Raw genomic sequence first — 26,492 nt, 5'->3', positions numbered from 1 at the left:
AATAGAAAGGGCGGTGATTTTCCGCCCGTTTTTTATGCAAAAAGTTTAGGAATTTGGGTTAGCTGTTCGAGTTTATAATCGGCTAATGACCAACGAGGATCATTGCGTTCCATTCGGGCAGGGATAACGGCACAGTGCATTGAGGCAGCTTTCACCGCCGTCATTCCTAGCACGGAATCTTCAATGCCTAAACAGGCTTGAGGGTCGATCTCTAATTGATGTGCAGCGTGTAAATACACCTGTGGGTGCGGTTTGTTGTAATCTAATTCCGTGGCAGAGGAAAGATATTGGAAATAGCGCGCAATCCCACAGCGTTCGGTGATTTGTTCTAATAAATAACGGGGTGAAGCAGAGGCAACCGCCAGTTTACAACCAAGTGCGGTGAGTTTTTCAAGGGTTTCTGGCACATTGGGCATTAACGGTTTATTTTCCAAAATCATTGAAATGGCGCAGTCATTCATTCGCTTTACCATCTCTTCAACAGGAACAGGCATTTGTTGATAGCGTTGATAAACAGTTTTGATAATGCCCGCCGCAGGCATTCCTGTTAGCGCTTGCATTTCTTGTTGGCTGACAGCAATGCCAATTTGATCAAATACGTCTATGCCAGCTTGTTTCCAAAAGGGTTCTGAATCAATTAATACGCCATCCATATCGAAGATAACTGCTTGAAATTTCATAGATTCTCCTTGAATAATTTGTCAATAACAGCATTCGTGAGTGCCACATAGTGGGCTGAAAAACGATGGCTAAAATTTAATAAATAATAAAGCTGATAAAGCGGTTTACGTTGTACATAGCCCTCATCAATAGGTAAAGTGCGGTGATAATTTTGGTAAAATTTTTCTGGGAATGGTTGAAACAATTCGCTAAATGCGAGATCGCATTCGTGATCGCCCCAGTAGCAAGCTGGATCGTAAGTAAAAGGCTTGCCAGTTACTGTTGCACAATTTTCAATCCAAAGATTACCGTGTAATAGCGCAGGCTTTGGTTGATGTTTGGCTAAACGTTTGGCAACAAGGGCAACCAACTTATCAATATCCGCAAAGTCTAAGCCTTTTTCTTTACAGATCTGTAATTGCCAGCCAATGCGCTGTTCGCTAAAAAAGGTTGCCCAATTATCTGACCACCCATTTGGTTGATACACTGGCCCAAGCCAAGTATCGAAATCAAATCCGTAATGCTCAACGTTTCCCCATTGATGAAGTTGAGCTAATTGGGGCGCGAATTGTGCCATACTTTGTTCAGTAGGGGAGGTGAAAGGAAGGGCTTCTAACAGTAAAAAACTGTGGTTTGGCGAACAGCCTACACCGTAAACTTGCGGTACTTGAACACAGCCCGTTTTGGCTAGCAACGCCAATTGATCCGCTTCGGCGCGAAACATAGAGCGGTAGGATTTTGTATTGATTTTGACAAAAACAGGCTGGATGCCATCATCAATAATCCAAGCTTCGTGCATTTCGCCCGTATGCACTTTACGTTTTTGCTTGATAAAATAATACGCACCAAGATGTTCGGCTAAAACTTGAGAAATTGATTTCCACATAAGTCCCCCTATATTCAACTTGTACCACGTCTTGATCGTAAAGAAAATTGGCAAAATAATCTGTGATGAACATCAAGTTTTTTATTTGCGGATCAAAAAATTTGCGGTAAGGTAGCCCAGATTTACATAAATAATTTATTAAGGAGCAAAAATGAAGTTATACGTTTATGATCATTGTCCATTCTGCGTGCGTGCTAGAATGATTTTTGGCTTAAAGAATTTGCCCGTGATAGAGCTAATGCTATTAAGTGATGATGAAGCAACGCCAGTTTCCTTGATTGGAAAGAAAATGGCGCCAATCTTGATTAAAGAAGATGGCACAGCAATGCCAGAAAGTTTAGATATTGTGCATTATGTGGATCAAAATTATGGCAATCGCTTGTTACCAGATGATGAGGTGCGTAGCGATCTGCAAGCGTGGATGAAAGCAGTCGGCAGTTATTATAATCATCTGTTATTGCCACGTTTTGTGCAGTTAGGCTTGCCTGAATTTACTACCCAAAGTGCGGTGGATTATTTCGTGAAAAAGAAAACAGAAAGTATTGGTGATTTTGCTGAAAATCTTGCGAATTCTGCGCAATATATTGAAAAACTGCAACAAGATTTTACCGCTCTTGAACCATTGATTTTGTCAGAAAATGGGGTAAATAATCAGCTTTCGATGGAAGATATTTTGCTTTTCCCAATGTTACGCAACCTCACTTGTGTGAAAGGGCTTGTTTTCCCGCCAAAAGTGAAAGCCTATGTGGAAACGATGGCGAGCTTATCGCAAGTTGAATTATATTTCGATAAAGCCGTTTAGTGTTGTAAAACGCCGAGGAAAATCGGCGAGAAAGTTGGTTTTCAACGCAAAATAGCGTATGATCACGCGCTTAAATCGAAAGCCATACCAAAAGCGATTCGATAATAGAGAAAGCACGGTGCGGAAAATACATTGTAGGTATAACAAAGTGCGGTGCTTTTTTAGTTTATTTTTAATTTAATCAACAAGTTACCTCTCGTATGGGTAACCACTGTATAAGGATTTGATATGCCAATTATTACTTTACCCGATGGCTCACAACGCCAATTTGATAAACCCGTTACAGTGCTTGACGTTGCACAAGATATTGGTGCAGGTTTAGCCAAAGCGACTATCGCAGGGCGTGTGAACGGTGAACGCCGTGATGCGTGTGATCTGATTGATCAAGATGCCAAGCTAGAAATTATTACCGCCAAAGATGAAGATGGACTGGAAATTATTCGCCACTCTTGCGCGCATTTATTAGGACACGCGATTAAACAGCTTTTCCCTGGTGTAAAAATGGCTATCGGGCCAACCATTGAAAACGGTTTTTATTATGATGTGGATTTAGACCGCTCTTTAACGCAAGAAGATCTTGACGCCATTGAAAAAAGAATGCTTGAACTAGCAAAAACCAATTATGATGTGGTGAAAAAACGCGTAACTTGGCAAGAGGCAAGAGATACTTTTGAACAACGTGGTGAGCCATATAAAATGGCGATTTTAGATGAAAATATCGAAAAAACAGCCACCCCAGCGCTGTATCACCACGAAGAATATATTGATATGTGTCGTGGCCCACACGTACCAAATATGCGTTTCTGTCATCATTTCAAATTACAAAAAGTGGCTGGTGCATATTGGCGTGGTGATAGCAAAAACAAGATGTTACAGCGTATTTACGGCACGGCGTGGGCGGATAAAAAACAACTTGCCGCCTATTTGCAACGTTTAGAAGAAGCAGCAAAACGCGATCATCGTAAAATTGGTAAAGCGCTTGATCTTTATCATATGCAAGAAGAAGCACCGGGTATGGTGTTCTGGCATAATGACGGTTGGACGATTTTCCGTGAGCTTGAAACTTTCGTGCGTACTAAATTAAAAGAGTACGATTATCAAGAAGTGAAAGGGCCATTTATGATGGATCGTGTTTTATGGGAAAAAACAGGGCATTGGCAAAACTATGGTGATTTAATGTTCACCACCTCATCAGAAAACCGTGAATATGCCATTAAACCAATGAACTGCCCCGGACACGTGCAAATCTTCAATCAAGGCTTAAAATCTTACCGTGATCTGCCAATTCGTATGGCGGAATTTGGTTCTTGTCATCGTAACGAACCGTCAGGTTCATTGCACGGATTAATGCGTGTGCGTGGTTTTACCCAAGATGATGCACATATTTTCTGTACGGAAGATCAAATTGAAAGCGAAGTAACCAGTTGTATCCGTATGGTTTATGATATTTACAGTACGTTTGGTTTCAATAATATCCAAGTGAAACTTTCTACGCGTCCAGAGAAACGCATTGGTTCTGATGAAATGTGGGATCAAGCAGAGCAAGGTCTAGCAAATGCCTTAAAACACAATGGATTAGAATACGAAATTCAAGAAGGTGAGGGCGCATTTTACGGGCCTAAAATTGAATTTGCTCTGCGTGATAGCCTTGATCGTGAATGGCAATGTGGCACAATCCAGCTTGATTTTGCTTTACCGGGTCGTTTAAATGCGTCTTATGTTGCGGAAGACAATGATCGCCGAACTCCAGTAATGATTCACCGTGCGATTTTAGGTTCATTAGAGCGTTTTATCGGCATTATCACCGAAGATTACGCGGGTTTCTTCCCACCTTGGCTTGCTCCAACTCAGGCTGTGGTGATGAATATTACCGATAGCCAAGCGGATTATGTAAAAGAGGTGGTGAAAGCCCTTTCTGATGCGGGCTTGCGTGCTAAAGCGGATTTACGCAACGAGAAAATTGGCTTTAAAATCCGTGAACATACCTTAAAACGCGTACCTTATATGTTAGTTTGTGGCGATAAAGAAATTGCCGAAGGCAAAATCGCTGTGCGTACTCGTAAAGGGGCTGATTTAGGTACGTTCACCATCGCAGAATTTACTGAAATGCTGAAACATCAAGTGAAAAACCGAGAATTGAAATTGCTTGGTGAGCAAGAGTAGAAAACCGCACTAAATATTACAGCAAAAATCACCGCACCTTTAAGCATTTTACTTAGTGCGGTGGTTTTTTTTTGAGATTTTATCTATTTTTATATTTTTGCCGATAACTCTCTCCCCATATAGCCATTGCATCAAGCACGCTTTTTAGGCTTATTCCGTCTTCTGTAAGAGTATATTCCACCCGTGGTGGCACTTCCGCATAGACTTTTCGCGTTAATAACCCTTGGCTTTCCATTGCCCTTAAATTAGCCGTTAGCACTTTTTGTGAGATGCCGTTTAAGGTTTTTTTCAATTCACCAAAACGCTTTGTGCCAGATAATAATTCACGAATAATCAATACACGCCAACGTTCACTCATCATCATTAATGTGATTTCCACTTCACAATCGGGTAATTTTTTATCTGTTTCTTTCAACATTTTTCCTTATTTTTCAATATAAGTTTCCTTTAAGTAACTACTGCACTTTTGGGTGCTTACTTTCTTTTTATTTGCTAAAGAGATATTATCACGCTCAATAAAAACGTAACAGAACTATTTTTAGTTATCATTAAACAAGGAGAAAGAAAAATGAAACTAGCAGTAATTGGCGCAAATGGTAAAGCAGGGCGTTTGATTGTCGCAGAAGCGGTAGCACGCGGTTTTGATGTAACTGCGGTGGTTCGCAATGAAAATCACAGCAGCGCACAAAATATACTGAAAAAAGATTTGTTTGATTTAACCAACGCAGATCTTGCAGGATTTGATGTGGTTATTGATGCCTTTGCCGCGTGGACACCTGAAACATTGCCACAGCATAGCAGCTCTTTAGCCCATTTATGTGATATTTTGGCAGGAACAAATGTTCGTTTGCTCGTTGTGGGTGGCGCTGGTAGCCTTTATATTGATGATAGCTTAACGGTGCAACTTGTAGATACGCCAGATTTCCCCGTTGAATATAAATCGTTAGCCCAAGCAATGGCAAAAGCGTTAATGGAATTGCGTAAACGTGATGATGTGAAATGGACATACATTAGCCCAGCTGCGGTTTTTGATCCTGAAGGCAAGAAAACAGGTCATTATCGTTTAGCGGGTGAAATTTTTACGCTAAATGAACAAGGTGAAAGCTATGTGAGCTATGCCGATTATGCCATTGCGATGCTTGATGAAGCAGTAAAAGGGGAGCATATCCGTCAGCGTATTTCTGTTTTTTCATAATTTATAAGTCAATCATCTTGTCATTTGAGTTTAGAATAAGATAACAGCGCCGTTATAAAAAGCGGTGCTTTTAATATCAAACAATGGCATATAATGAAAGTGCGGTCAAAAAAATGAAAATTTTTGACCGCACTTGATTTTTGATGAAGTCTCATCATTCCTCTTTATGAGCAGAGGAACAGCAAGAGGTTAGCGGCTTATTTTTGTTTTGCAAACACCATTTTCACCATTTGCCAGAAGAAAGCTAATGCCCCTAAGCCGAAGATAACATCGCCTACGATACGTACCCAGCGTAAGGTAACAAAAAGTTCTTGTTGCATAAAGGCTTCGCCACGCGCATACCATAACCCGTGTACCATATTAGCGTGAGCTTGAATAACACCAATTGGTAGTAGGCTTGAGATAATCATTACAACTAACCCCAGATTTAAACTCCAGAAACCAAATTTCATCAATTTATCATCAAATTGGTGGGTTGGGCGTAAGTAACGTACGATTAAGAATACAAATCCTAAGGCAAGGAAACCATAAACACCAAATAAGGCGGCGTGTGCGTGTACTGCGGTGGTGTTTAACCCTTGAACATAGTAAAGCGAGATAGGTGGGTTGATTAAGAAGCCAAACACACCTGCCCCTAACATATTCCAGAATGCAACAGCTACGAAGCAATAGATTGGCCATTTTAAACGTTCCATCCAAGGGGCTTTTTGTTGCATAGACCAATGTTCCCAAGCCTCATAACCGAGTAAAACTAAAGGAACAACTTCTAATGCAGAGAATGAAGCGCCTACCGCAATAATAGGGGTGGTTGCTCCAGCAAAGTAAAGATGATGGAAGGTGCCGGGGATACCACCAATAAGGAAAATCGAGGCAGAAGCAATCGTGGAAACGGTTGCTGTGCGGCGTGAAACAAGCCCTAAACTGACAAAAATAAAGGATAGTGCGGCAACCGAGAATACTTCAAAGAAGCCTTCCACCCAAAGATGCACAACCCACCAACGCCAATATTCCATTACAGATAAGTGAGTATGTTCTCCGTAAAAGAGGGCTGGTCCATAGAATAGCCCGATTGCAATGACAGAAGCAAAGAACAAGGCGAGTAAATTTTTATCTCCCGGCTGTTTAAACGCATTGATTGTGCCACGTAGCATTAGCACTAGCCAGAACAAAATACCGGCATATTTTACCGCTTGCCAGAAACGTCCTAGGTCAATAAATTCATACCCTTGATGACCGAACATAAAGCTTAATTCTTTTGGAATTTGATGTGCAATGGCTAAATAACTTCCGGTAAAGGAACCGACAACCAACACCACTAATGCCCAAAAGAGGATATCTACGCCTAATTTTTGATATTTTGGATCTTTACCGCCATTGATAATTGGAGCTAGGAATAATCCGCCCGCTAAAAATGCCATAGCAATCCAGAACAACGCACTTTGTACGTGCCAAGTACGAATGAGGGAATAAGGAAGGTAATCTGATAATGGGATACCATAAAAATCCTGACCTTCAACCGTATAGTGTGCGACGATAGTCCCAAACGTAACCTGTGCAATAAATAACGCCACAACCGTAAATAAATATTTACCAAGCGCTTTTTGTGAAGGGGTGAGTTGAATTTTAGTTAGCGGATCAACGGCATCAGGAATTGGATCTTTCTCATCTTCTTTTTTCTTAAATGCCCACACCCAAACCATCATACCAATGCCTAAAATCAGGAAGACAACACTGGCAATAGACCACATAATATTTTCTGCGGTTGGCACATTATTAATGAGTGGTTCGTGTGGCCAGTTATTGGTATAAGTTGCCTCTGTATTTGGACGATTTGCCGAGGCAGTCCAAGCTGTCCAGAAGAAAAATTTTGTTAAATCTTGACGATCTACTAATGCGGGCAAGGTGTTATCTTTCATCGCAAAATGATCGCGAGTGAGTTTGAACTGCGGATCATCACCATATAGCGAAATATAATATTGTGCTGTTTTTTCAATGGATTGCTGACGTGTATCAGATAATTGTACAACACCATTTTCGACTTTGCTGCCTCGATATTCACGAGTAAGACGCGCTTGTAAAATGGCTTTTTGATCGTCATTTAATTGATCAAAATTTTTACCAAATTCTTTTTGTGCTGTAATATCTAACCAGTTGGTCAATTCACGGTGTAACCAGTCAGCCGTCCAATCAGGCGCTTGATATGCACCGTGTCCCCAGATTGAGCCAAGTTGCATTCCCCCAGTCGTTTGCCAAGCAGTTTGACCTTGCAAAATATCATTTTTAGTAATTAGGGTTTCACCATTTGCATTGATGTATTTTTCAGGAATAGGCGGCGCTTCCCGATAAATATCTACCCCAAAATAACCTAGAATAGAAAATGCTCCGATAAGCACAACGATCAACGTGTACCAGAGCTTTTTATATTGCCCCATAATCAATTCTCCATACATAAAAATAGAATAAACCATAGCAATCGCATTGCTATTGTGTGCTAAGGATAAATGGTTATTTCTTTACAAAAAATAACACTCAACCTTAAATATCGTATTAATACCCGACTAATTTTATCAACTATTTTATGTGTGCGTGATCTAAATGCGATTTTCTTGTCTTAGATCAAAATTTATTAGCCACTTTTTGACAGCAGGCTTCCATTATGGCAAGTTTGACATTTATTGAGATAAGAAAGATTTTGCATCGCATTTTTTCAGAATAGTGCTAAAATTTTCTGCGTTACAGCAATCTTTAGGCTAGTACACCATTATTTTGATATTGATTTATAGAAGGAAAAGTTTATGAGTACATTAACGATTACATTTACAACAACCCGCATTTTCGCTCACGATTTAGTTTCTGAACTATTAAATATCGGTGCGGTATCGGCAGAAGAAACGAAACAAAAAGGCGAAGATGTAGCAGAAGTTGTTGCCGTTTTCGGTGAGAATGTTGAGACACAAGATGTTATCGCGGCTTTAGCAGAATCAGGCATCACCAACATTCCTTATGTGGTGAGCTAAGAATAAAAAACCTGTTTATGCAAGTAAGCAGGTTTTTTTAGTTTTGTTATAGAATCTAATGAAGCGTGAATTTACTCTCCACTAATTTGGTTTATGGTGGAAGCCTCCTAGAAGATTGTCGGCTTGCGTTTCCTGTATTTATATAAAGTTTAACCTCTTCGTTTTTACCCTTTAAAAAATATTATATGTCAATAAATTTTAATTTATTGTAAAGCCCTTTTTTACATAAGTTTACGCAACCTTTTATTTTTCTTTATGACTAATCCAATGTTAGGCGATATGCCTACTTATTTTATTATTTAATTTAACTTATAGGACTCAAAAAATGAAAAAACTGTTTGCTGAATTTTTCGGAACATTTTGGCTTGTGTTAGGAGGCTGTGGCTCAGCTGTGTTGGCGGCGGCATTTCCTGAACTTGGGATTGGTTTTGCAGGTGTTGCATTGGCATTTGGTCTCACCGTTTTAACAATGGCATTTGCGGTGGGGCATATTTCAGGTGGACATTTTAATCCAGCTGTTACATTAGGCTTAGTGGCGGGTGGACGTTTCCACGCTAAAGAGGCATTTGGCTATATTATTGCTCAAGTTATCGGCGGGCTTTGTGCTGGTGCGGTACTTTATGGGATAGCTTCAGGTAAAGCTGGGTTTGATGTCACAGCAAGTGGCTTTGCTTCAAATGGTTTTGGAGAACATTCACCCGGTGGTTATTCTTTAACGGCAGTTATTCTTGCGGAAATCGTTTTAACCGCATTTTTCTTAATTGTGATTCACGGCGCAACAGATAAACGTGCTTCAGCGGGGTTTGCACCTATTGCAATTGGCTTAGCCCTCACAATTATCCACTTGGTTTGTATTCCTGTGTCCAACACATCGGTAAATCCTGCGCGTTCTACTGCAGTAGCGTTATTCCAAGGCACTTGGGCTATTGAGCAGCTATGGGTATTCTGGCTTGCGCCTATCGTAGGTGGAATTATTGGTGGTGTAATTTATCGTACATTATTAGAACAAGAGTAACTCACAAACTTAGGCGGCTAGAATTGGCCGCCTTTTATTTTTACTCAAAAGTTGGAAAATTTTAACCGCACTTTATATTTTGTATTTTAGTCTAATCCAATAATTTTCCAACGATTGTGGCTTTTTCCTTCAATTTTTCCTTGTTTCACTTCGCGGATATAATTCATCATCATATTTTGAATTGTGCCATTTTCCTGTCCTAATGCCACTTTAGATTCCCATAATAATGGAATTTGTTGTCCTTCAAAAATTCCGCCTTTTTTGATTAATTGTCCAAAACGATAAGAATTCATTCCCACTTTAAGTTTCATTTCATCAGTCACTGGACGACCATCAGCCAAACGAAGGTTTACAATTTTATGACCTTGCTGGTTACGCAAATCAATTTGATAATTTACGCCACCAAATAAATCAAAAGTAACGTATTTAGATTTAGCTCGTTTGGTATTATAGCGATAGATTTTATCACCCGGTTCAAGGGTATCAAAATAATCTGCAGACCATTCCATATATTGTTTGAGTTGTTTTCCTGTCATCTCATAAACGCTAACATCGCCGCCAGCATAGCGATAATTGTAAATAATGTCTTTTTTCTTAATATCTCCTTTTTCTAGGCGAACTTTCTGATGATCAAAAGCAAAGGAAACAACATCCGCTTGGCTATAATATTGTTCTACATCGTGGATAAAAGAAGATAACCCCGTATCTTGAGAAAAAGCAAAAGAGACGCCATAATTTTCACCTTGAGGTACCATGGTATTTTCTGTTTGACCAATAATCACATTATTTAAACGGCGTAATTCATCGTGGTAAGGTTGATAAATTTTAATAATATTTTCATCAGCTTGGAAATCTTTTACTGGCACTGTTTTTGCTGTTTTATTTATCAGCTTTACGTGAGCGTTCTTAATGTCAAAGGTAAGATCTACTTCTGAAACGACAGTGCCATAACGATGAGGTTCTGTAATCAATGTATCCTTAATAGTTACGTGAGGAATATTTTTATGCATATGTCCTGCAATAATCACATCAATGCCATCTACTGCATTGACAAGATCAGCAACTCCCGTATCTGGAATGTTATTTTCATTTTCAATGCCCATATGAGCTAAAACCACAATCGCATCAACCCCTTTCTGTTTTAATTGGGTAATTTGTTTTTTGGTTTCTTCAATTGGGGAAGTAAAAATCATTTGATCGAGATAGCCTGTGTCTAGCTCAAAAGTGGCAGACATTGGCGTAGTCAATCCAATTACACCTATTTTTACCCCATCTTTTTCAATTATCGTCGTTGGTGTAAGATAACGGCGACCATTTTTATAGTAAAAATTTGCCGTTAGCTTTTGCGCCCTTATATCTTTTAGGATTTCATCTAATGCGGTCATACCAAAATTGAATTCGTGATTGCCTAGAATGAAAATATCATATTTCATTTGATTAAGTATTTTAGGAATAGGATGATTTTTATAATACTCAGGTGTTTTTGCGAATACTTCTACTTGATTATCTTGAATCGCATCACCAATATCTACCAGAACAACATTAGGATTTTTTTTGCGGACTTCATTTACATAAGTGGAAATTTGAGCATAAGAACCTGAATAGTCGGCAATATCTGCGCCATAACTCCAAGGTACAACTCTACCATGTACGTCTGAAGTACCTAAAATTTTGATATTTACCTCTTTCGCAACAGCAATACTTATAGAAGAAAGAGTAAGAATAGTGGTGAGAAGTTTTTTCATCGTGTCTCCTAGTAATATGAATAAAAGCTGACTAAATTTTGGCAAAAACATAGAAGATTATCAATAGGTTAAATATTTTATTAGTTGGTAAGGACAAAGTTTGGAGGGGATTGCTCGTGTGAAAGTCAGTCGCTACTTTTAAGGAAAAGCCGATCTTATGATCGGCTTAGATAAAATTTTCGGTTAAATTAACCAATCACTTTCGGTAAATAACCCGCTTGGATTAAAAATGGGACATTCATAATTAATAATCCTAATAACAAGGCAATAAATAAGCTTATATTTCCACCTAGTACACGGTATGGCATATCAGGATAGCGTTTCCGTGCTTGCCAAGCCATTCCAACGGGTAACACTAAACCATAGAAAGTAAACATTTGTCCTGCATAACCTAAGGCCGCAATAAAGCCATCTGGATAGAATAAAGCAAAAGCAAGTGGTGGAATAAAAGTCAGTAAACCAAGTTGGATGCGATTTGCTTTGATGTTTACACGTTTTAATAAATCGTCTAAGCAGTCAAACAGTGATAATGCCACGCCAAGGAAAGAGGTAACTAATGCAAGGGTTGAGAATGTTCTTACCGCACCGCTAATTAATGAACTCCCCGTCGCTTGGAAGGTGGCATTGATTAACCCATTTAATGTCGGATCATTATTTACAATTTGCACAAATTCAGATTGTGGAAAAACGCCGTGCGTTGCCATTTGCCACAAAATATAAGCCACTAATGGGATTGCTGTCCCTCCAATAATGGCAATACGTAAACGGCGAATATCACCATCTAAGTATTTGTTTATGCTTGGAATAATCACGTGGAAACCAAATGAGGTGAAAAATACAGGGCTTGCAGAAATGATTAAGAAATCTTTTAATGGCATTGCAAGCAAGTTATCCGTTGTAACTAGCGGTAACATCATACCTAATACAAGTAAAAATGCCGCAAGTTTAATTAAGAAGAGTAAGCGTGTTAGCGCATCAACCGCGCCTGTACTAATCACGATAAAGACACCTAATACCAGCGTAAATAAAACGATGGATACAGAAGTGGCGTTATCCCCTAAAAATGGCATTAGCCCAGCAAGTAATGAACCACCGCCTGTAACATAAGCGGAAAGAATAGCATACATAAAAATAACAAGGGAAAGAGTGGCAAGTACACGCCCAGCGATACCGAAATATTGCTCAGCCAGTGTGGCGATCCCTGCATCTTTGCGTTCCGCTTTTTGATACACTTCAACAAATAATAATGCGCTGTAAGAAAGTAAAATCCAAAGTGCGAATAATAATGCAAGGGTATAACTAAAGCCCATCTCCGCCGAGGTGAGAGGCATTGCTAGCATTCCTGCACCTATTGTCGTTCCAGCGACAAGTAAGGCACTGCCAAAAGTCTTATTTTTCATGATATTTTCCTGATTAAGTTTAGTAAAAGTGCGGTAGATTTTATCGTATTTTTATTGAAATGTAATTATATTTTTACATAGTGTTTTTATTTCTTTACAAGTGAGCTGTGAGGGAATTGCTAATGTAATATTGAGAAGAGGTAGGAAAATATCTTTCCGTGTCAAATTGTTTTTTCTTTGTATTTAACAATGGGGGCTTACTGAATGCGTTATTTCCTTTTGTTACATTATAAAATGTAGAAGATCACTTCCGATCTTCTACATTCAACCAAAACTAAGCAGCAAGTCTTACGGCTGTTTACCAATATATGCCAAGATACCGCCATCAACGTATAAAATATGACCATTGATGAAGTTTGAGGCATCAGAAGACAAGAATACTGCTGCACCTGCGAGATCTTCTGGCGTTCCCCAGCGAGCAGCAGGTGTTTTAGCGATGATAAATTGATCGAATGGGTGGCGTGAGCCGTCAGGTTGTCTTTCGCGTAATGGTGCTGTTTGTGGTGTGGCGATATAACCCGGGCCGATCCCGTTACATTGAATATTTGCTTCACCAAATTCTGAACAGATGTTTTTGGTGAGCATTTTTAATCCGCCTTTGGCAGAGGCATAACCCACCACAGTTTCACGGCCTAATTCACTCATCATTGAGCAGATGTTGATGATTTTACCGTGTCCTTTTTTAATCATTGAAGGTAATACGGCTTTTGACATAATGAATGGGCCAGTCAAATCGATGTCGATAATTTTACGGTAGTCTGCTGCGCTGGTTTCTAGCATTGGGATACGTTGGATAATCCCCGCATTGTTTACTAAAATATCAATCACGCCCACTTCATTTTCAATTTTAGCGACGTGTTCTTTTACCGCATTTTCGTCTGTTACATCAAATAAATAACCCTGTGCGTCAATGCCTGCTTCTTTATAGGCAGCGAGACCTTTTTTTAGGTTTTCTTCGTTTACATCATTGAATACAATTTTTGCACCTGCCTGACTGAGTGCTGATGCGATAGCAAAGCCGATACCGTATGATGCCCCTGTAACTAAGGCGATTTTACCTTTTAATGAGAATTGCTCTAAAATATTTGACATAGTTGCTCCTTAAACTCCTTAAAATGAGGTTGTCATTGAAATTTATTATTTAGACTTTGTAATTTTAAAATTATTAAACCATTATTTCAATTTTATTATAGCGAATTATGAGAAATAGAATGTGATGTAGTTCACATTTTTGTGAATTGCACCGAATTTTTATGCCTTATGAGGTTTTTGATGAAAAATTTGAGTAAATAATCAGCGATTTTATTTTTGAACTCTATTTTTTGTTTAATCTCTCCTCACTCTTTTTAGTCAGTGAATTAAATGTTGAATAATAAAGTGCGGTAATTTTTTTAAAAGTTTTTAAAAATAGAGGATTTTTTAATTTTTTATTCTCTTTTTTATCCTAATTGTTCTCTCTTTATATAAAATCTATTAGAATGCAGTCTTTCATTATGAGGAGAAATTATGATTGAGCAAATTATCAGCAACGTGGAACACGCCTTAACGTGGTTTGTCGAAACATTTGATGGCCCTCTTTGGGATATTACCGTAATTACCCTTTTAAGTGTCGGCATTTTCTTTACCGTGACGACAGGGTTGGTGCAATTACGTTTATTTCCACAGAGTTTACGTGAAATGTGGTTTGGGCGTGCTTCTACGGGGGATTCTTTAACACCCTTTCAAGCCTTTGCAACAGGGCTAGCGAGCCGTGTGGGTGTAGGGAATATTGGCGGTGTTGCCACAGCAATTGCGATTGGTGGTGAAGGCGCGGTGTTCTGGATGTGGGTAACGGCGTTGATTGGTATGTCCAGTGCAGTGGCAGAGTCGTCTCTTGCTCAATTATATAAATTAAAAGATAAAGATGGGGTGAGCCGCGGTGGACCTGCTTATTATATTGTGCAAGGCTTAAAATCTCGCTGGCTGGCAGCGTGCTTTGCCATTGCGTTAATCTTTACCTTTGGTTTTGCCTTTAATGCGGTGCAATCTAATGCCATTGTTGAAGCAACAGGTAATGCGTGGAAATGGAATCCAAATTACGTAGGAATTGGCTTGGTGATTTTAACCGCCTTAATTATTTTTGGTGGGGTGAAACGTATTGGTAAAGTATCGGCTCGTATTGTACCGATAATGGCACTGTTCTATTTAATTATGGCAGTAATCATTATGGGAATGCATATTGAAATGATCCCAACTGTGATTGCTAACATTGTGCATAGTGCCTTCTCTTTTGATGCAATGGCTGGCGGTATGTTTGGGGCGATTTTCTCTAAAGCAATGCTAATGGGAATTAAACGTGGTTTATTTTCTAACGAAGCAGGTATGGGATCGGCCCCAAATGCGGCGGCCACTGCGGATGTTAAACACCCGGTGAGCCAAGGGTTAATTCAAATGCTTGGCGTGTTTGTTGATACCATTATTGTATGTTCTTGTACGGCTATCATCATTTTGCTATCAGACAATTACGGTGGTGAAACGCTGAAAAGTATTTCTCTTACGCAAAAGGCTTTACAATATCACGTGGGTGAATTTGGTTTGCATTTCCTTGCTTTTATCTTATTGCTATTTGCATTTTCTTCTATTATTGGTAACTATGCCTATGCAGAAAGTAATATCCGTTTCCTCAAAAATCGCCCTGTAGTGGTGTTTCTTTTCCGCTTAGTGGTGTTATTTTTCGTGTACTTTGGTGCAGTGAATTCAGGGAATGTGGTATGGAGCTTCGCCGATACGGTAATGGCCGTGATGGCATTAATTAACTTGGTGTCTATCGTGTTGCTTTCCCCGATTGTTTGGACATTATTAAAAGATTATCAACGCCAAATTAAAGCAGGCATTCGTGAGCCAGAATTTAAAATTGAAGAACATCCCGCGCTTCTTAAACGTGGCGTAAATCCGGATGTTTGGAAATAATTATTGATGTAAGTATGAGGTTGTTTGATGTCAGCACAACACATTGAATTTCAAGAAAAGGTGCAAGCCTTGCTAAAACAGCATAAAGGTGAGCGAATTATTAGCTTTGAATATGAAAATCAGCGCTATTGGCTTAAACAACCTGAACAACTTAAAGGTGTCTGGCGTTTACTTAAACCGCAACCCAAAAAAGCTTTTCAAAACGAATTGAGCACCTTGCAGTTTTTAGCTGAAAAAAAAGCACCCGTGCCACAATTAATGGCATTTGGCGAAGATTTTTTAGTACTAAAAGATGCGGGTAAAACCATCAGCTATTGGGTGGATAAACCCGATCTCAGTTCAATGCAGAAGCTGGCTATTTTGGAAGATGGGGTAAAAGCCTTAACGGATTTGCATAAGAAAGGTTTGGTTCACGGCCGCCCAGCGCTACGTGATATGGCGTGGCACGAAGGTAAGGTACAGTTTATTGATTTTGAATCCCGTTCTAATCAGACGAATTTAAATTGGCAAAAAGTACGAGATAGCCTTATTTTTATTCACAGTCTTGGGCGTTCAGATAGCATTTCTGATGAGCAAATGCGTTTAACCATCGAGAAATATCAACAATACTGTGAATCTGATATTTGGCAACGAACGGTTTCTTTTTTGCGAAAAAACCGTTGGCTGTATTATTTATTGTTACCTTTTAAGCCTATTGCAAGAATGGATCTTATTGCGATTTATCGTTTATTTGAAAACACCTTAAACAACTAAGTGCGGTGCTTTTTTACAAGTTTTTTTGATAAAGCCTTGCTATTTGTTTTTCTATAGGTATAATACGCCACATATTTCGGACGCGGGGTGGAGCAGCTTGGTAGCTCGTCGGGCTCATAACCCGAAGGTCGTTGGTTCAAATCCAGCCCCCGCAACCAATTCATAGAAAGTTCAGTAAAAAGAACCCCAATTTTGGGGTTTTTTTGTACGAGCAATTTAGATGTAGAACTGGGCTGATAGCCCTTTTTTTACGTCCTAATTTTGTGTAGGAGGCGTTAATTGGCAACATTAGAAGAAAAATTATCTGATTTACTCAAGGATTCTGTACAGGATTTAGGCTGTGAACTTTGGGGAATTGAGTGCCAGCGTATGGGAAGATTTTTAACCGTGCGTTTATATATTGATAAAGAAGGTGGCGTAACCGTTGATGATTGTGCAGATGTGAGCCGTCAGGTCAGCGCGATTTTAGATGTGGAAGATCCGATTGCGGATAAATATAACCTTGAAGTCTCTTCACCGGGGCTTGATCGTCCATTATTTACCTTAGCGCAATATGCTCGCTTTATTGATCAAGAGATTATCGTGCATTTACGTATTCCTGTATTAGAACGCCGTAAGTGGCAAGGAAAATTAGCGCATATTGAAAATGATATGCTGACGTTAATGGTTGATGGACAGCCTCAAGTATTGGTATTTGGTAACATTCAAAAAGCCAATGTGGTACCTAAATTTTAAGTTTATATAGGAAGAAAAGAAAAAATGAGTAAAGAGATTTTATTAGCTGCGGAAGCAGTATCAAATGAAAAATTGTTACCTCGTGAGAAAATTTTTGAAGCTTTAGAAAGTGCGATTGCTCTCTCTACGAGAAAAAAATATGAACAAGAAATTGATGTGCGTGTAGTGATCGATCCAAAAACGGGTGAATTTGATACATTCCGTCGCTGGTTAGTGGTGGATGAAGTAACCAATCCAACAAAAGAAATCACCCTTGAAGCGGCACAATTTGATGATCCTAATGTACAGGTTGGGGATTATGTGGAAGATCAAATTGAATCTGTGGCGTTTGACCGTATTACAATGCAAACCGCACGCCAAGTGATTAGTAGCAAAATCCGTGAAGCGGAGCGTAACAAAATCGTTGAGCAATTCCGTTCTAATGAGGGCGAAATTGTGACGGGAACGGTGAAAAAAGTAAACCGTGAAAATATTATTTTAGATTTAGGTCAGCAAGCGGAAGCGGTGATTTTGCGTGAAGATATGTTACCGCGCGAGAATTTCCGCCCGGGTGATCGTGTGCGTGGTGTGTTATACCGTGTTAGCCCAGAAAGCAAAGGCGCACAGCTTTTTGTTACCCGTGCAAAACCTGAAATGATTATTGAATTATTCCGCATTGAAGTGCCTGAAATCGGTGAAGAGCTGATTGAAATCAAAGGTGCAGCACGTGATCCGGGTTCGCGCGCTAAAATTGCTGTAAAAAGCAATGATAAACGTATTGATCCTGTTGGGGCTTGTGTCGGAATGCGCGGTTCACGCGTGCAGGCAATTACCAATGAATTAGGCGGAGAGCGTGTTGATATTGTGTTATGGGATGACAATCCAGCTCAGTTTGTGATTAATGCAATGGCACCGGCGGATGTGACGTCTATTGTTGTTGATGAAGATAATCATTCTATGGATATTGCGGTTGAAGCGGAAAACTTGCCACAAGCCATCGGACGTAATGGACAAAATGTACGTCTAGCCAAACAACTGACAGGTTGGACATTAAATGTAATGACCACAGAAGAGCTTAATGAAAAACATCAAGCTGAAGATAATAAAGTGCTTAAACGCTTTATTGAGGCATTAGAAATTGATGAAGAATTTGCTCAAATCCTTGTAGAAGAAGGGTTCACTAGCTTAGAAGAACTTGCTTATGTTCCAGTTAATGAATTAACAGCAATTGATGGGTTAGAAGATGAAGATCTTGTTGAGGAATTACAAACTCGAGCTAAAAACGCCTTGACTGCTGCGGCATTAGCGGAAGAAGAAGCGTTAAAACAAGCGCATATTGAAGATAAATTATTAAATCTTGAAGGAATGAACCGCCATCTTGCGTTCAAATTAGCAGAAAAACAAATCACGACCTTAGAAGAATTAGCGGAACAAGGTGTGGATGATTTAGCCGATATTGAAGAATTAAGTGCCGAACAGGCCGCAGATTTAATTATGGCGGCACGTAATATTTGTTGGTTCAGTGAAGAATAAAGAAGGGTGTAAAAACTATGGTAGATGAAGTCAAAAAATCGGATGCACCGAAAAAATTAAGCATACAACGCCGTACTAAAACCACGGCAAATACCACCACAAGTACTGGTAAAAATAAAACAGTACAAGTAGAGGTACGCAAAAAACGCACTGTTCCAACAGAAGCTGCAATTCGTGCGGAAGAAGAGGCTCGCTTAAAAGCAAAACAAGAAGCTGAGAAGAAAGCGGCTGAAGAGAAAGCAGCCGCAGAAAAAGCACAGAAAGAAGCTGAAAAAGCGAAAAAAGAAGCGGAAAAAGCAGAGCAGGAAAAACGTCAGGCTGAACAAAAAGCAAAAGAAAATGCGGATAAAACCGCAAAAGACAGCGCGAATAAAGCAATTAATGAAGAAAAAGAACGTCTTAAAGCCGAAGAAGCAGAGCTTCGCCGTAAAGCGGATGAATTAGCACGTCAAAAAGCAGAAGAGCAAGCCCGTAAAGCGGCAGAAGAAGCGAAACGCTATGCGGATTTAGCAAGTGCGGATGAAAAAAATGAAATTTCTGAAGATTATTCAGATTATCATCTGACTTCAAGCTATGCGCGCGAAGCAGAAGACGAAGAAGAGCGCCGCAATGAAAATCGTGGTCGTGGTAAAAATAAAGTTGTCAAAGCGAAAAAAGGCGGACGTGAAGACGACAACAACAAAAATGAGCGTGAATCAAATCGTCGTAATCAAAAAGACATTAAAGGTGGCAAAGGCGCGAAAGGTAAGCAAGGCAAAAAAGGTAGTAGCTTACAACAAGGCTTCACCAAGCCCGCAGCACCAGTAAACCGTGATGTGGTGATTGGGGAAACCATTACCGTCGCGGAACTTGCGAACAAAATGGCAGTGAAAGCCACTGAAATCATCAAAACAATGATGAAAATGGGCGAAATGGTTACCATTAACCAAGTGATCGATCAAGAAACAGCACAGCTTGTAGCCGAAGAAATGGGACACAAAGTGATCCTACGCAAAGAAAATGAGCTAGAAGAATCTGTATTAGGCGATCGTGATGTGAATGCTGAAAAAGTAAATCGTGCGCCAGTGGTAACTATTATGGGACACGTTGATCACGGTAAAACTTCCTTACTTGACTACATTCGTAAAGCCAAAGTGGCAGCTGGCGAGGCGGGTGGGATTACCCAACACATTGGTGCTTACCACGTTGAAACAGATGATGGCAAAATGATCACTTTCCTTGATACCCCGGGACACGCCGCCTTTACCTCAATGCGTGCGCGTGGTGCAAAAGCAACGGATATCGTCGTGCTTGTAGTTGCCGCAGATGATGGCGTGATGCCACAAACCATTGAAGCAATCCAACATGCAAAAGCAGCCGGTGTGCCAATCGTTGTGGCGGTGAACAAAATTGATAAGCCTGAAGCAAACCCAGATCGCGTGGAACAAGAGTTATTGCAACACGAAGTAATTGCAGAAAAATTTGGTGGCGATACCCAGTTTGTTTATGTTTCTGCGAAAAAAGGAACAGGGGTGGATGAATTACTTGAAGCCATCTTATTACAATCTGAAGTGTTAGAACTCAGTGCCGTGAAAGATGGAATGGCAACTGGGGTGGTGATTGAATCATATCTTGATAAAGGTCGTGGTCCAGTCGCAACCATCTTAGTTCAATCAGGAACATTACGCCGTGGTGATATTGTGCTTTGTGGTTTTGAATATGGCCGTGTACGTGCAATGCGAGATGAAAATGGTAAAGACATTTCAGAAGCAGGCCCATCAATTCCAGTAGAAGTATTAGGCTTATCTGGTGTGCCATCTGCGGGTGATGAAGCCACTGTGGTACGTGATGAGAAAAAAGCCCGTGAGGTGGCATTATATCGTCAAGGTAAATTCCGCGAAGTGAAATTAGCCCGTCAGCAAAAAGCGAAGTTGGAAAATATGTTCAGCAATATGGCAGAAGGCGATGTGGCAGAATTGAACGTTATTGTCAAAGCAGACGTTCAAGGTTCGGTAGAAGCGATCGTTCAAGCCTTGCAAGAGCTTTCAACCGCAGAAGTGAAAGTGAATGTCGTTGGCTCTGGCGTGGGCGGAATTACCGAAACCGATGCAACTTTAGCTGCGGCATCTAATGCGATTATTGTTGGTTTTAACGTTCGTGCCGATGCGTCAGCACGCCGTATCATTGAAAATGAAAATATTGATTTGCGTTATTATTCAATCATTTATGAACTACTTAACGAAATCAAAGCAGCAATGAGCGGTATGTTACAGCCTGAATTTAAGCAAGAAATTATCGGTCTTGCAGAAGTGCGTGATGTATTCCGCCATCCGAAATTTGGTGCAATCGCAGGTTGTATGGTTACCGAAGGTGTGGTGAAACGTAATAATCCAATCCGTGTATTACGTGATAACGTGGTGATCTTTGAAGGGGAATTGGAATCTCTCCGCCGTTTCAAAGATGACGTCGCAGAAGTGCGTAATGGAATGGAATGTGGTATTGGCGTGAAAAACTACAACGATGTGAAAGTTGGCGACCAAATTGAAGTCTTTGAAGTGGTTGAAATTAAACGCTCAATTTAATGAATGAGAAAGTGCGGGTGTTTTTATCCGCACTTTTACTTAACACAATAAATGGGATAGGCTTTTCGTCATAGGTTACACCTTAAGCGAGGCAAGCATTATCCTCTTTTTATTTATAGGAAAAGGAAATGACAAGAGAATTTAAACGCTCAGATCGCGTAGCACAGGAATTACAAAAAGAAATTGCAGTCATTTTACAGCGTGAAGTCAAAGATCCTCGTATTGGAATGGTTACCGTTTCTGATGTAGAAGTATCGCGCGATTTGGCTTATGCAAAAGTTTTTGTAACCTTTTTATTTGATCAAGATGAAAGTATTATTGAAAGTGGAATGAAAGGGTTAGAAAAAGCTGCACCTTATATCCGTTCATTATTGGCGAAAGCGATGCGTTTACGGATCGTTCCTGAGTTACGTTTTATTTATGATCAATCTTTGGTCGAAGGAATGAGAATGTCTAACTTGGTGAGTGAAGTGATTCGTGATGATCAAAAACGCCACCAGCCAGAACCGCATAACCAAGAAGATGCCGACAAAAATAATGAGTAGAGCAAAAAATAAAGGTCGCCACATTCACGGAATTTTTTTGTTAGATAAGCCACAAGGGGCAAGTTCTAACCAAATTATGCAACAAGTGAAATGGCTTTTTCAGGCAAATAAGGCAGGGCATACAGGGGCGTTAGATCCCCTCGCTACGGGGATGTTGCCCATTTGTTTAGGTGAGGCGACCAAGTTTTCGCAATATTTGCTTGATTCTGATAAGCGTTATTTGGTCACGGCGAAATTGGGGGAACGTACAGATACCTCTGATGCAGATGGACAAGTGGTGCAACATCGAGAAGTGCGGGTGGAAATCTCAGAAATTTTGACCGCACTTGATCAATTTCGTGGCGAGATTATGCAAGTGCCGACAATGTTTTCAGCCTTGAAACATCAAGGGAAACCGCTATATGAATATGCGCGAGCAGGCATTACCGTGGAACGTGAACCACGTCCCATCACCATTTTTGAACTGAAATTTATTGATTACCAAGCTCCTTATTTAACGCTGGAAGTACATTGTTCTAAAGGCACTTATATTCGCACTTTAGTTGATGATTTAGGTGAAGTGTTAGGTTGTGGCGCACACGTAACGATGCTTCGCCGCCTTGCGGTGGCGGATTATCCGCAGCAAGCGATGATGCGCTTAGAAGATCTTGACGCCTTAAGCGAACAGCAGGATTTAAGTTTGCTAGATCAGCATTTATTACCTATCGACAGTGCGGTGAAATCCTTACCCGCTTTGCTTTTAACTGCTGAGCAAAGCCGAGCCGTAGGCTTTGGGCAACGTGTGAAGTTTGATAATCTCCAACAGATTTACGGACAGGTGCGGTTATTTTCTGATAAACATCAGTTTTTAGGTGTGGCAGAAGTGGATAAAAATAACGTTATCCGACCAAGCCGAATGGTCGCATTAGATTTATTATAAAGATTAAAGGGGCAAACGCCCCTTTTTTATTTGTCTTGATTTTATTTGGAAAATTATTCCACTTTAACAATCCAACCTTCAGGCGCTTCAATATCACCAAATTGAATGCCGGTCAGTTCGTTATAAAGACGTTGGGTGATTTCGCCAACTTCTGTTTCTGAATAGAAAACGTGGAAGTTATCGCCATATTGAATTCCGCCAATTGGCGTAATCACTGCCGCTGTTCCACAAGCCCCAGCTTCTTTGAATTGGTCTAATTCATTAATATAAATATCCCCTTCAAGGGTGTCTAAGCCAAGACGTTCTTTTGCCAAATAGAGCAGAGAATATTTCGTGATACTTGGTAAAATTGATGGGGAAAGCGGGGTAATAAACTTATTATCTTTCGTGATACCAAAGAAATTTGCTGAACCCACTTCTTCAATTTTAGTGTGAGTGGCGGGATCAAGATAAATACAGTCACTAAAGTTACGCTGTTTGGCTAATTTGCCCGGATAAAGGCTTGCTGCATAGTTTCCACCCACTTTAGCCGCGCCAGTACCTTGTGGGGCTGCACGATCGTAGCCAGAAACAATAAAATTAGTCGGTTTCATTCCACCTTTGAAATAGGCACCGACAGGACAACAGAAAATAGAAAAGATGTATTCTTTTGCAGGGGTTACGCCTACATTATCTCCCACGCCAATCACAAATGGACGTAAGTAAAGTGTTGCTCCTGTGCCGTAAGGGGCAAGCCAAGATTGATTCGCTTTGACAACTTGTTTACAGGCATCAATAAACATTTCAACAGGGACTTCAGGCATGAGTAAACGTTGGCAACTTTTTTGCATTCTTAAGGCATTTTGATCTGGACGGAAAAGATTAATTGAGCCATCTTTACAGCGATATGCTTTTAACCCCTCAAAGCATTGTTGTCCATAATGTAATGCGGTTGATCCCTCGCTAATATGAAGCACATTATCTTGGGTGAGTTCCCCTTTAGACCATTCTCCGTCTTTCCAGTGAGCAATATAACGATAATCTGTTTTGATATAGCCAAAACCAAGATTTTGCCAGTCAATGTTTTTTAGTGTCATTTTATTTCCTTATTAATGATGTTGTTACAACAGAATGGTTTTAATCTACACCATTATTTAAAACTTGCAACAATAAAAGTGCGGTTATTTTTGAATTTATTTTTTCTTAGAAAAAATACGATGTCTTCTGTACGGCTAACAAGGAAATCTATTTCGAGGAAAAGTGAAACTGTGGTAGGATCTCGCACATAAAAAAACACCGCTCAATTGAGCGGTGTCTAACCTAATTAGGTCAAAAAAATATACAGGAAGTGAAATGAGTAACTAATCAGTTACTCTGTTCGGTTTCCCGAACTATGCAAACACAACATCATACTTAAGTCGAAACTCTTAACCAATAAGGAATTACCAATCATTAAGTATGTGCGTATTGTAGTGAGATGTACGGACGAGAACAAAGGATATTTTTTTATTCCTTGCATTAAAAAAACTAATAGATAAATCAGTGAGTTAGTATAACTGATTATTTTTCATTTGAGAAGAATTTATGTATAAACGTTTGCCTCCCTTGAATTCACTGAAAGCTTTTGAATGTGCGGCTCGCCATTTGAGTTTCACAAAAGCAGCGGATGAACTCTTTGTGACCCAAGCAGCAGTGAGTCATCAAATTAAATTATTAGAAGATTTTTTAGGCATTGAATTATTTAAACGTCAGCACAGAGCGTTAGTGCTAACTGAGTTAGGACAGATTTATTTCAAAGAAGTGACAGAAATTTTACGCCGTTTGTCTGAGGTTACGCAAAAACTAATGACGCAGAAAAATGAAAAACATATTGCGATTAGTGTACCCCAAACCTTTGGCATTCAGTGGCTTGTGCCTCGTTTAAGTGGGTTTAATGCCCTTTATCCAGATATTGAAGTTCGCTTGACAGGCGTGGATCAAGATGAAGGATTGCTGAACCGCGAAATTGATATTGCGATTTATTATGGACGTGGCGCGTGGGAAAATCTGCAAGTGGAAAAATTAGCAGAGGAAAATTTGCTCTTGCTTGCCTCACCAAAATTATTGGCTAAACAGCCGGTATATTCAGCAGATGATCTTAAAAAACATACGCTGATTCATATTCATACCCGTGATAACTGGCAAAATATGGCGAATCATTTACAATTAAAAGCGTTGGACATTCAGCACGGCCCTATTTTCAGCCATACTTTTATGGCCTTGCAAGCTGCCGTACACGGACAAGGCATTGTACTCGCTAACCGTGTGCTAGCTCAGCAAGAAATTGATCGTGGTACACTGCAAGTGGTGTTACCAATCCAACTCAAAGATCCAAAATCTTTTTATGTAGTTAATCAATTAGATAAAGCGAATGATGAGCAAATTCTCGCATTTCGCCAATGGATAATTAAAGAAATAAGAAACAATAATGAATAAACTTGCCTTATATTGCCGTATTGGCTTTGAAAAAGAACTTGCCGCCGAAATTACTGATAAAGCAGCCGAACGTGGTATTTTTGGCTTCGCCCGTGTTGAGCCAAATTCAGGTTATGTGATTTTTGAATGTTATCAGGCTGGTGAGGCGGATCGATTGGCACAAGAACTGCCTTTTGACCAACTGATTTTTGCTCGCCAAATGATTGTTGTATCAGATTTATTACAAGATCTCTCACCTGAAGATCGCATCAGCCCTATTTTATTGCAATATCGCGAAAGTGAATTGGCGAAAAAGCTCAAAAATAGCACGGAATTATTTGTGGAAACCGCCGATACTAACGAAGCAAAAGAGCTTTCGGGATTTTGCCGCAAATTTACTGTGCCACTGCGTAACGCGTTGAAAAAAGAAGGCTTTTTACAGGGCAAAGGCAATCATCAACATACCCTAACGTTGCACGTTTTTTTCTTGCAATCAACAGCGTGCTATGTAGGGTATTCGTACAACCATAATCATTCGCCATATTTTATGGGCATTCAACGGCTTAAATTCCCCGCAGAGGCACCAAGTCGCTCGACCTTAAAATTAGAAGAAGCCATTTTAACCTTTATTTCTAAACAAAAAGAAAGCCAATACTTAAATGAAAATCAGTATGCGGTCGATCTCGGTGCTTGCCCAGGAGGATGGACGTATCAATTGGTTAAACGTGGTTTATTTGTTTATGCGGTAGATCACGGCAAAATGGCAGCGAGCCTACACGAAACGGGGCGCATTGAACATTGTGCTGAAGACGGTTTTAAATTTCAACCACCGAAACGTCGCCGTATTGATTGGCTAGTATGTGATATGGTCGAACAGCCAAGTCGCATTGCACAATTAATTACAAAATGGTTCATTAATGGGTGGTGCCAAGCCAGCATTTTTAATTTAAAATTGCCAATGAAAAAACGTTATACGGAAGTGAAAGAATGCCTAGCAATGATTGAACAAGCCTTAGATCAACAAGGAATGAAATTCAAACTTAAAGCAAAGCATCTGTATCACGATAGGGAAGAGATCACCGTTTATCTCTATTTACTGCCTTAATTAAAGTGCGGTGGAAAATTCATAAAAATTTCACCGCACTTCTTGCCTTTTAGCAAAATCCCCCTATAATTTAAAACTGTATAAAAAAACAGTGGTG

The 26,492-nt window shown here is 39.9% G+C and carries 22 protein-coding genes and 1 tRNA gene; 15 read left to right on the top strand and 8 right to left on the bottom strand.

The annotated features are described in order from the left end of the window. Nucleotides 1-32: 32 nt before the first annotated feature. A complete protein-coding gene (hxpB, locus tag L4F92_RS06905) occupies nucleotides 33-680 on the bottom strand; it encodes a hexitol phosphatase HxpB (protein ID WP_250363168.1) in 648 nt (215 codons plus the stop codon). After that, entirely contained in the window at nucleotides 677-1,546 is an 870-nt protein-coding gene (locus L4F92_RS06900; protein WP_250363167.1) for a fructosamine kinase family protein, read from the bottom strand. The genes hxpB and L4F92_RS06900 overlap by 4 nt, the downstream gene beginning before the upstream one ends. Before the next feature lie 151 nt (nucleotides 1,547-1,697). Here L4F92_RS06900 and grxB point away from each other — a divergent pair, with 151 nt between their 5' ends. Next, entirely contained in the window at nucleotides 1,698-2,348 is a 651-nt protein-coding gene (grxB, locus tag L4F92_RS06895; RefSeq protein WP_250363166.1) for a glutaredoxin 2, read from the top strand. 228 nt (nucleotides 2,349-2,576) lie between these two features. Beyond that, nucleotides 2,577-4,511, top strand: coding sequence for a threonine--tRNA ligase (gene thrS / locus L4F92_RS06890; protein ID WP_250363165.1), 1,935 nt, complete (start codon nucleotides 2,577-2,579; stop codon nucleotides 4,509-4,511). A 79-nt stretch (nucleotides 4,512-4,590) separates the two neighbouring features. On the opposite strand, the gene L4F92_RS06885 is transcribed toward thrS, so the two are convergent. Continuing rightward, the gene (locus L4F92_RS06885; RefSeq protein ID WP_250350490.1) at nucleotides 4,591-4,929 is read right to left on the bottom strand and encodes a winged helix-turn-helix transcriptional regulator; all 339 of its coding nucleotides are present in this window, start codon (nucleotides 4,927-4,929) and stop codon (nucleotides 4,591-4,593) included. A gap of 150 nt (nucleotides 4,930-5,079) precedes the next feature. Here L4F92_RS06885 and L4F92_RS06880 point away from each other — a divergent pair, with 150 nt between their 5' ends. Further along, entirely contained in the window at nucleotides 5,080-5,706 is a 627-nt protein-coding gene (locus tag L4F92_RS06880; RefSeq protein WP_250363164.1) for an NAD(P)-dependent oxidoreductase, read from the top strand. Between the two features lie 197 nt (nucleotides 5,707-5,903). Here the strand turns inward: L4F92_RS06880 and L4F92_RS06875 are convergent, their stop codons facing one another. Next, nucleotides 5,904-8,138 carry a nitric-oxide reductase large subunit gene (locus tag L4F92_RS06875; RefSeq protein WP_250364573.1) on the bottom strand — a complete coding sequence of 745 codons (2,235 nt, stop codon included), beginning with the start codon at nucleotides 8,136-8,138 and terminating at the stop codon, nucleotides 5,904-5,906. A 363-nt stretch (nucleotides 8,139-8,501) separates the two neighbouring features. On the opposite strand from L4F92_RS06875, the gene L4F92_RS06870 reads away from it, so the two are divergent. Both L4F92_RS06870 and aqpZ read left to right on the top strand, forming a co-directional pair. Further along, a complete protein-coding gene (locus L4F92_RS06870; RefSeq protein WP_250363163.1) occupies nucleotides 8,502-8,723 on the top strand; it encodes a hypothetical protein in 222 nt (73 codons plus the stop codon). Between the two features lie 325 nt (nucleotides 8,724-9,048). After that, a complete protein-coding gene (gene aqpZ / locus L4F92_RS06865) occupies nucleotides 9,049-9,738 on the top strand; it encodes an aquaporin Z (RefSeq protein ID WP_250363162.1) in 690 nt (229 codons plus the stop codon). Between the two features lie 86 nt (nucleotides 9,739-9,824). Here aqpZ and L4F92_RS06860 read toward each other — a convergent pair whose 3' ends face one another. From L4F92_RS06860 to L4F92_RS06850, 3 genes are all read right to left on the bottom strand, one after another. Continuing rightward, complete coding sequence (locus L4F92_RS06860; protein ID WP_250363161.1) at nucleotides 9,825-11,483, bottom strand: bifunctional metallophosphatase/5'-nucleotidase; 1,659 nt, start codon at nucleotides 11,481-11,483, stop codon at nucleotides 9,825-9,827. A gap of 188 nt (nucleotides 11,484-11,671) precedes the next feature. Then, entirely contained in the window at nucleotides 11,672-12,883 is a 1,212-nt protein-coding gene (locus L4F92_RS06855) for an aromatic amino acid transport family protein (protein WP_250350485.1), read from the bottom strand. Nucleotides 12,884-13,171: 288 nt separating this feature from the next. Continuing rightward, a complete protein-coding gene (locus L4F92_RS06850) occupies nucleotides 13,172-13,975 on the bottom strand; it encodes a gluconate 5-dehydrogenase (protein WP_250363160.1) in 804 nt (267 codons plus the stop codon). A gap of 414 nt (nucleotides 13,976-14,389) precedes the next feature. On the opposite strand from L4F92_RS06850, the gene L4F92_RS06845 reads away from it, so the two are divergent. The 8 genes from L4F92_RS06845 to truB all read left to right on the top strand — a co-directional run bounded on the left by L4F92_RS06845 (nucleotide 14,390) and on the right by truB (nucleotide 22,857). After that, entirely contained in the window at nucleotides 14,390-15,832 is a 1,443-nt protein-coding gene (locus L4F92_RS06845) for an alanine/glycine:cation symporter family protein (RefSeq protein ID WP_250363159.1), read from the top strand. A gap of 27 nt (nucleotides 15,833-15,859) precedes the next feature. Beyond that, nucleotides 15,860-16,585 (top strand): protein kinase family protein, encoded by a 726-nt coding sequence (locus tag L4F92_RS06840; protein WP_250363158.1) that lies wholly within the window; start codon nucleotides 15,860-15,862, stop codon nucleotides 16,583-16,585. Nucleotides 16,586-16,666: 81 nt separating this feature from the next. Then, nucleotides 16,667-16,743 (top strand) — tRNA-Met (locus L4F92_RS06835). 121 nt (nucleotides 16,744-16,864) lie between these two features. Continuing rightward, nucleotides 16,865-17,320: a ribosome maturation factor RimP gene (gene rimP, locus L4F92_RS06830; protein ID WP_250350481.1), complete on the top strand. Its 456-nt coding sequence runs from the start codon at nucleotides 16,865-16,867 to the stop codon at nucleotides 17,318-17,320. A gap of 24 nt (nucleotides 17,321-17,344) precedes the next feature. Beyond that, nucleotides 17,345-18,832: a transcription termination factor NusA gene (gene nusA / locus L4F92_RS06825; protein ID WP_250350480.1), complete on the top strand. Its 1,488-nt coding sequence runs from the start codon at nucleotides 17,345-17,347 to the stop codon at nucleotides 18,830-18,832. A 17-nt stretch (nucleotides 18,833-18,849) separates the two neighbouring features. Then, nucleotides 18,850-21,393, top strand: coding sequence for a translation initiation factor IF-2 (gene infB, locus L4F92_RS06820; protein WP_250363157.1), 2,544 nt, complete (start codon nucleotides 18,850-18,852; stop codon nucleotides 21,391-21,393). 128 nt (nucleotides 21,394-21,521) lie between these two features. After that, complete coding sequence (rbfA, locus tag L4F92_RS06815; RefSeq protein ID WP_250363156.1) at nucleotides 21,522-21,938, top strand: 30S ribosome-binding factor RbfA; 417 nt, start codon at nucleotides 21,522-21,524, stop codon at nucleotides 21,936-21,938. Beyond that, the gene (gene truB / locus L4F92_RS06810; RefSeq protein ID WP_250363155.1) at nucleotides 21,931-22,857 is read left to right on the top strand and encodes a tRNA pseudouridine(55) synthase TruB; all 927 of its coding nucleotides are present in this window, start codon (nucleotides 21,931-21,933) and stop codon (nucleotides 22,855-22,857) included. Before rbfA ends, truB begins: the two co-directional genes overlap by 8 nt. Before the next feature lie 53 nt (nucleotides 22,858-22,910). Here truB and L4F92_RS06805 read toward each other — a convergent pair whose 3' ends face one another. Then, nucleotides 22,911-23,933: a branched-chain amino acid aminotransferase gene (locus L4F92_RS06805; protein ID WP_250363154.1), complete on the bottom strand. Its 1,023-nt coding sequence runs from the start codon at nucleotides 23,931-23,933 to the stop codon at nucleotides 22,911-22,913. A 487-nt stretch (nucleotides 23,934-24,420) separates the two neighbouring features. Between L4F92_RS06805 and L4F92_RS06800 the strand changes: the two genes are divergently transcribed. Both L4F92_RS06800 and rlmM read left to right on the top strand, forming a co-directional pair. Then, entirely contained in the window at nucleotides 24,421-25,311 is an 891-nt protein-coding gene (locus L4F92_RS06800) for a transcriptional regulator GcvA (RefSeq protein WP_250350475.1), read from the top strand. Beyond that, nucleotides 25,304-26,395, top strand: a complete 1,092-nt coding sequence (gene rlmM / locus L4F92_RS06795) for a 23S rRNA (cytidine(2498)-2'-O)-methyltransferase RlmM (RefSeq protein ID WP_250363153.1) — start codon at nucleotides 25,304-25,306, stop codon at nucleotides 26,393-26,395. The genes L4F92_RS06800 and rlmM overlap by 8 nt, the downstream gene beginning before the upstream one ends. The last annotated feature ends 97 nt before the right edge of the window (nucleotides 26,396-26,492 follow it).

The sequence above is a fragment of the Avibacterium sp. 21-595 genome (assembly GCF_023611905.1).
Lineage (GTDB): Bacteria > Pseudomonadota > Gammaproteobacteria > Enterobacterales > Pasteurellaceae > Avibacterium.
Note: the sequence above shows the minus strand (reverse complement) of the source record. Positions and strands in the feature narration are given on the sequence as shown.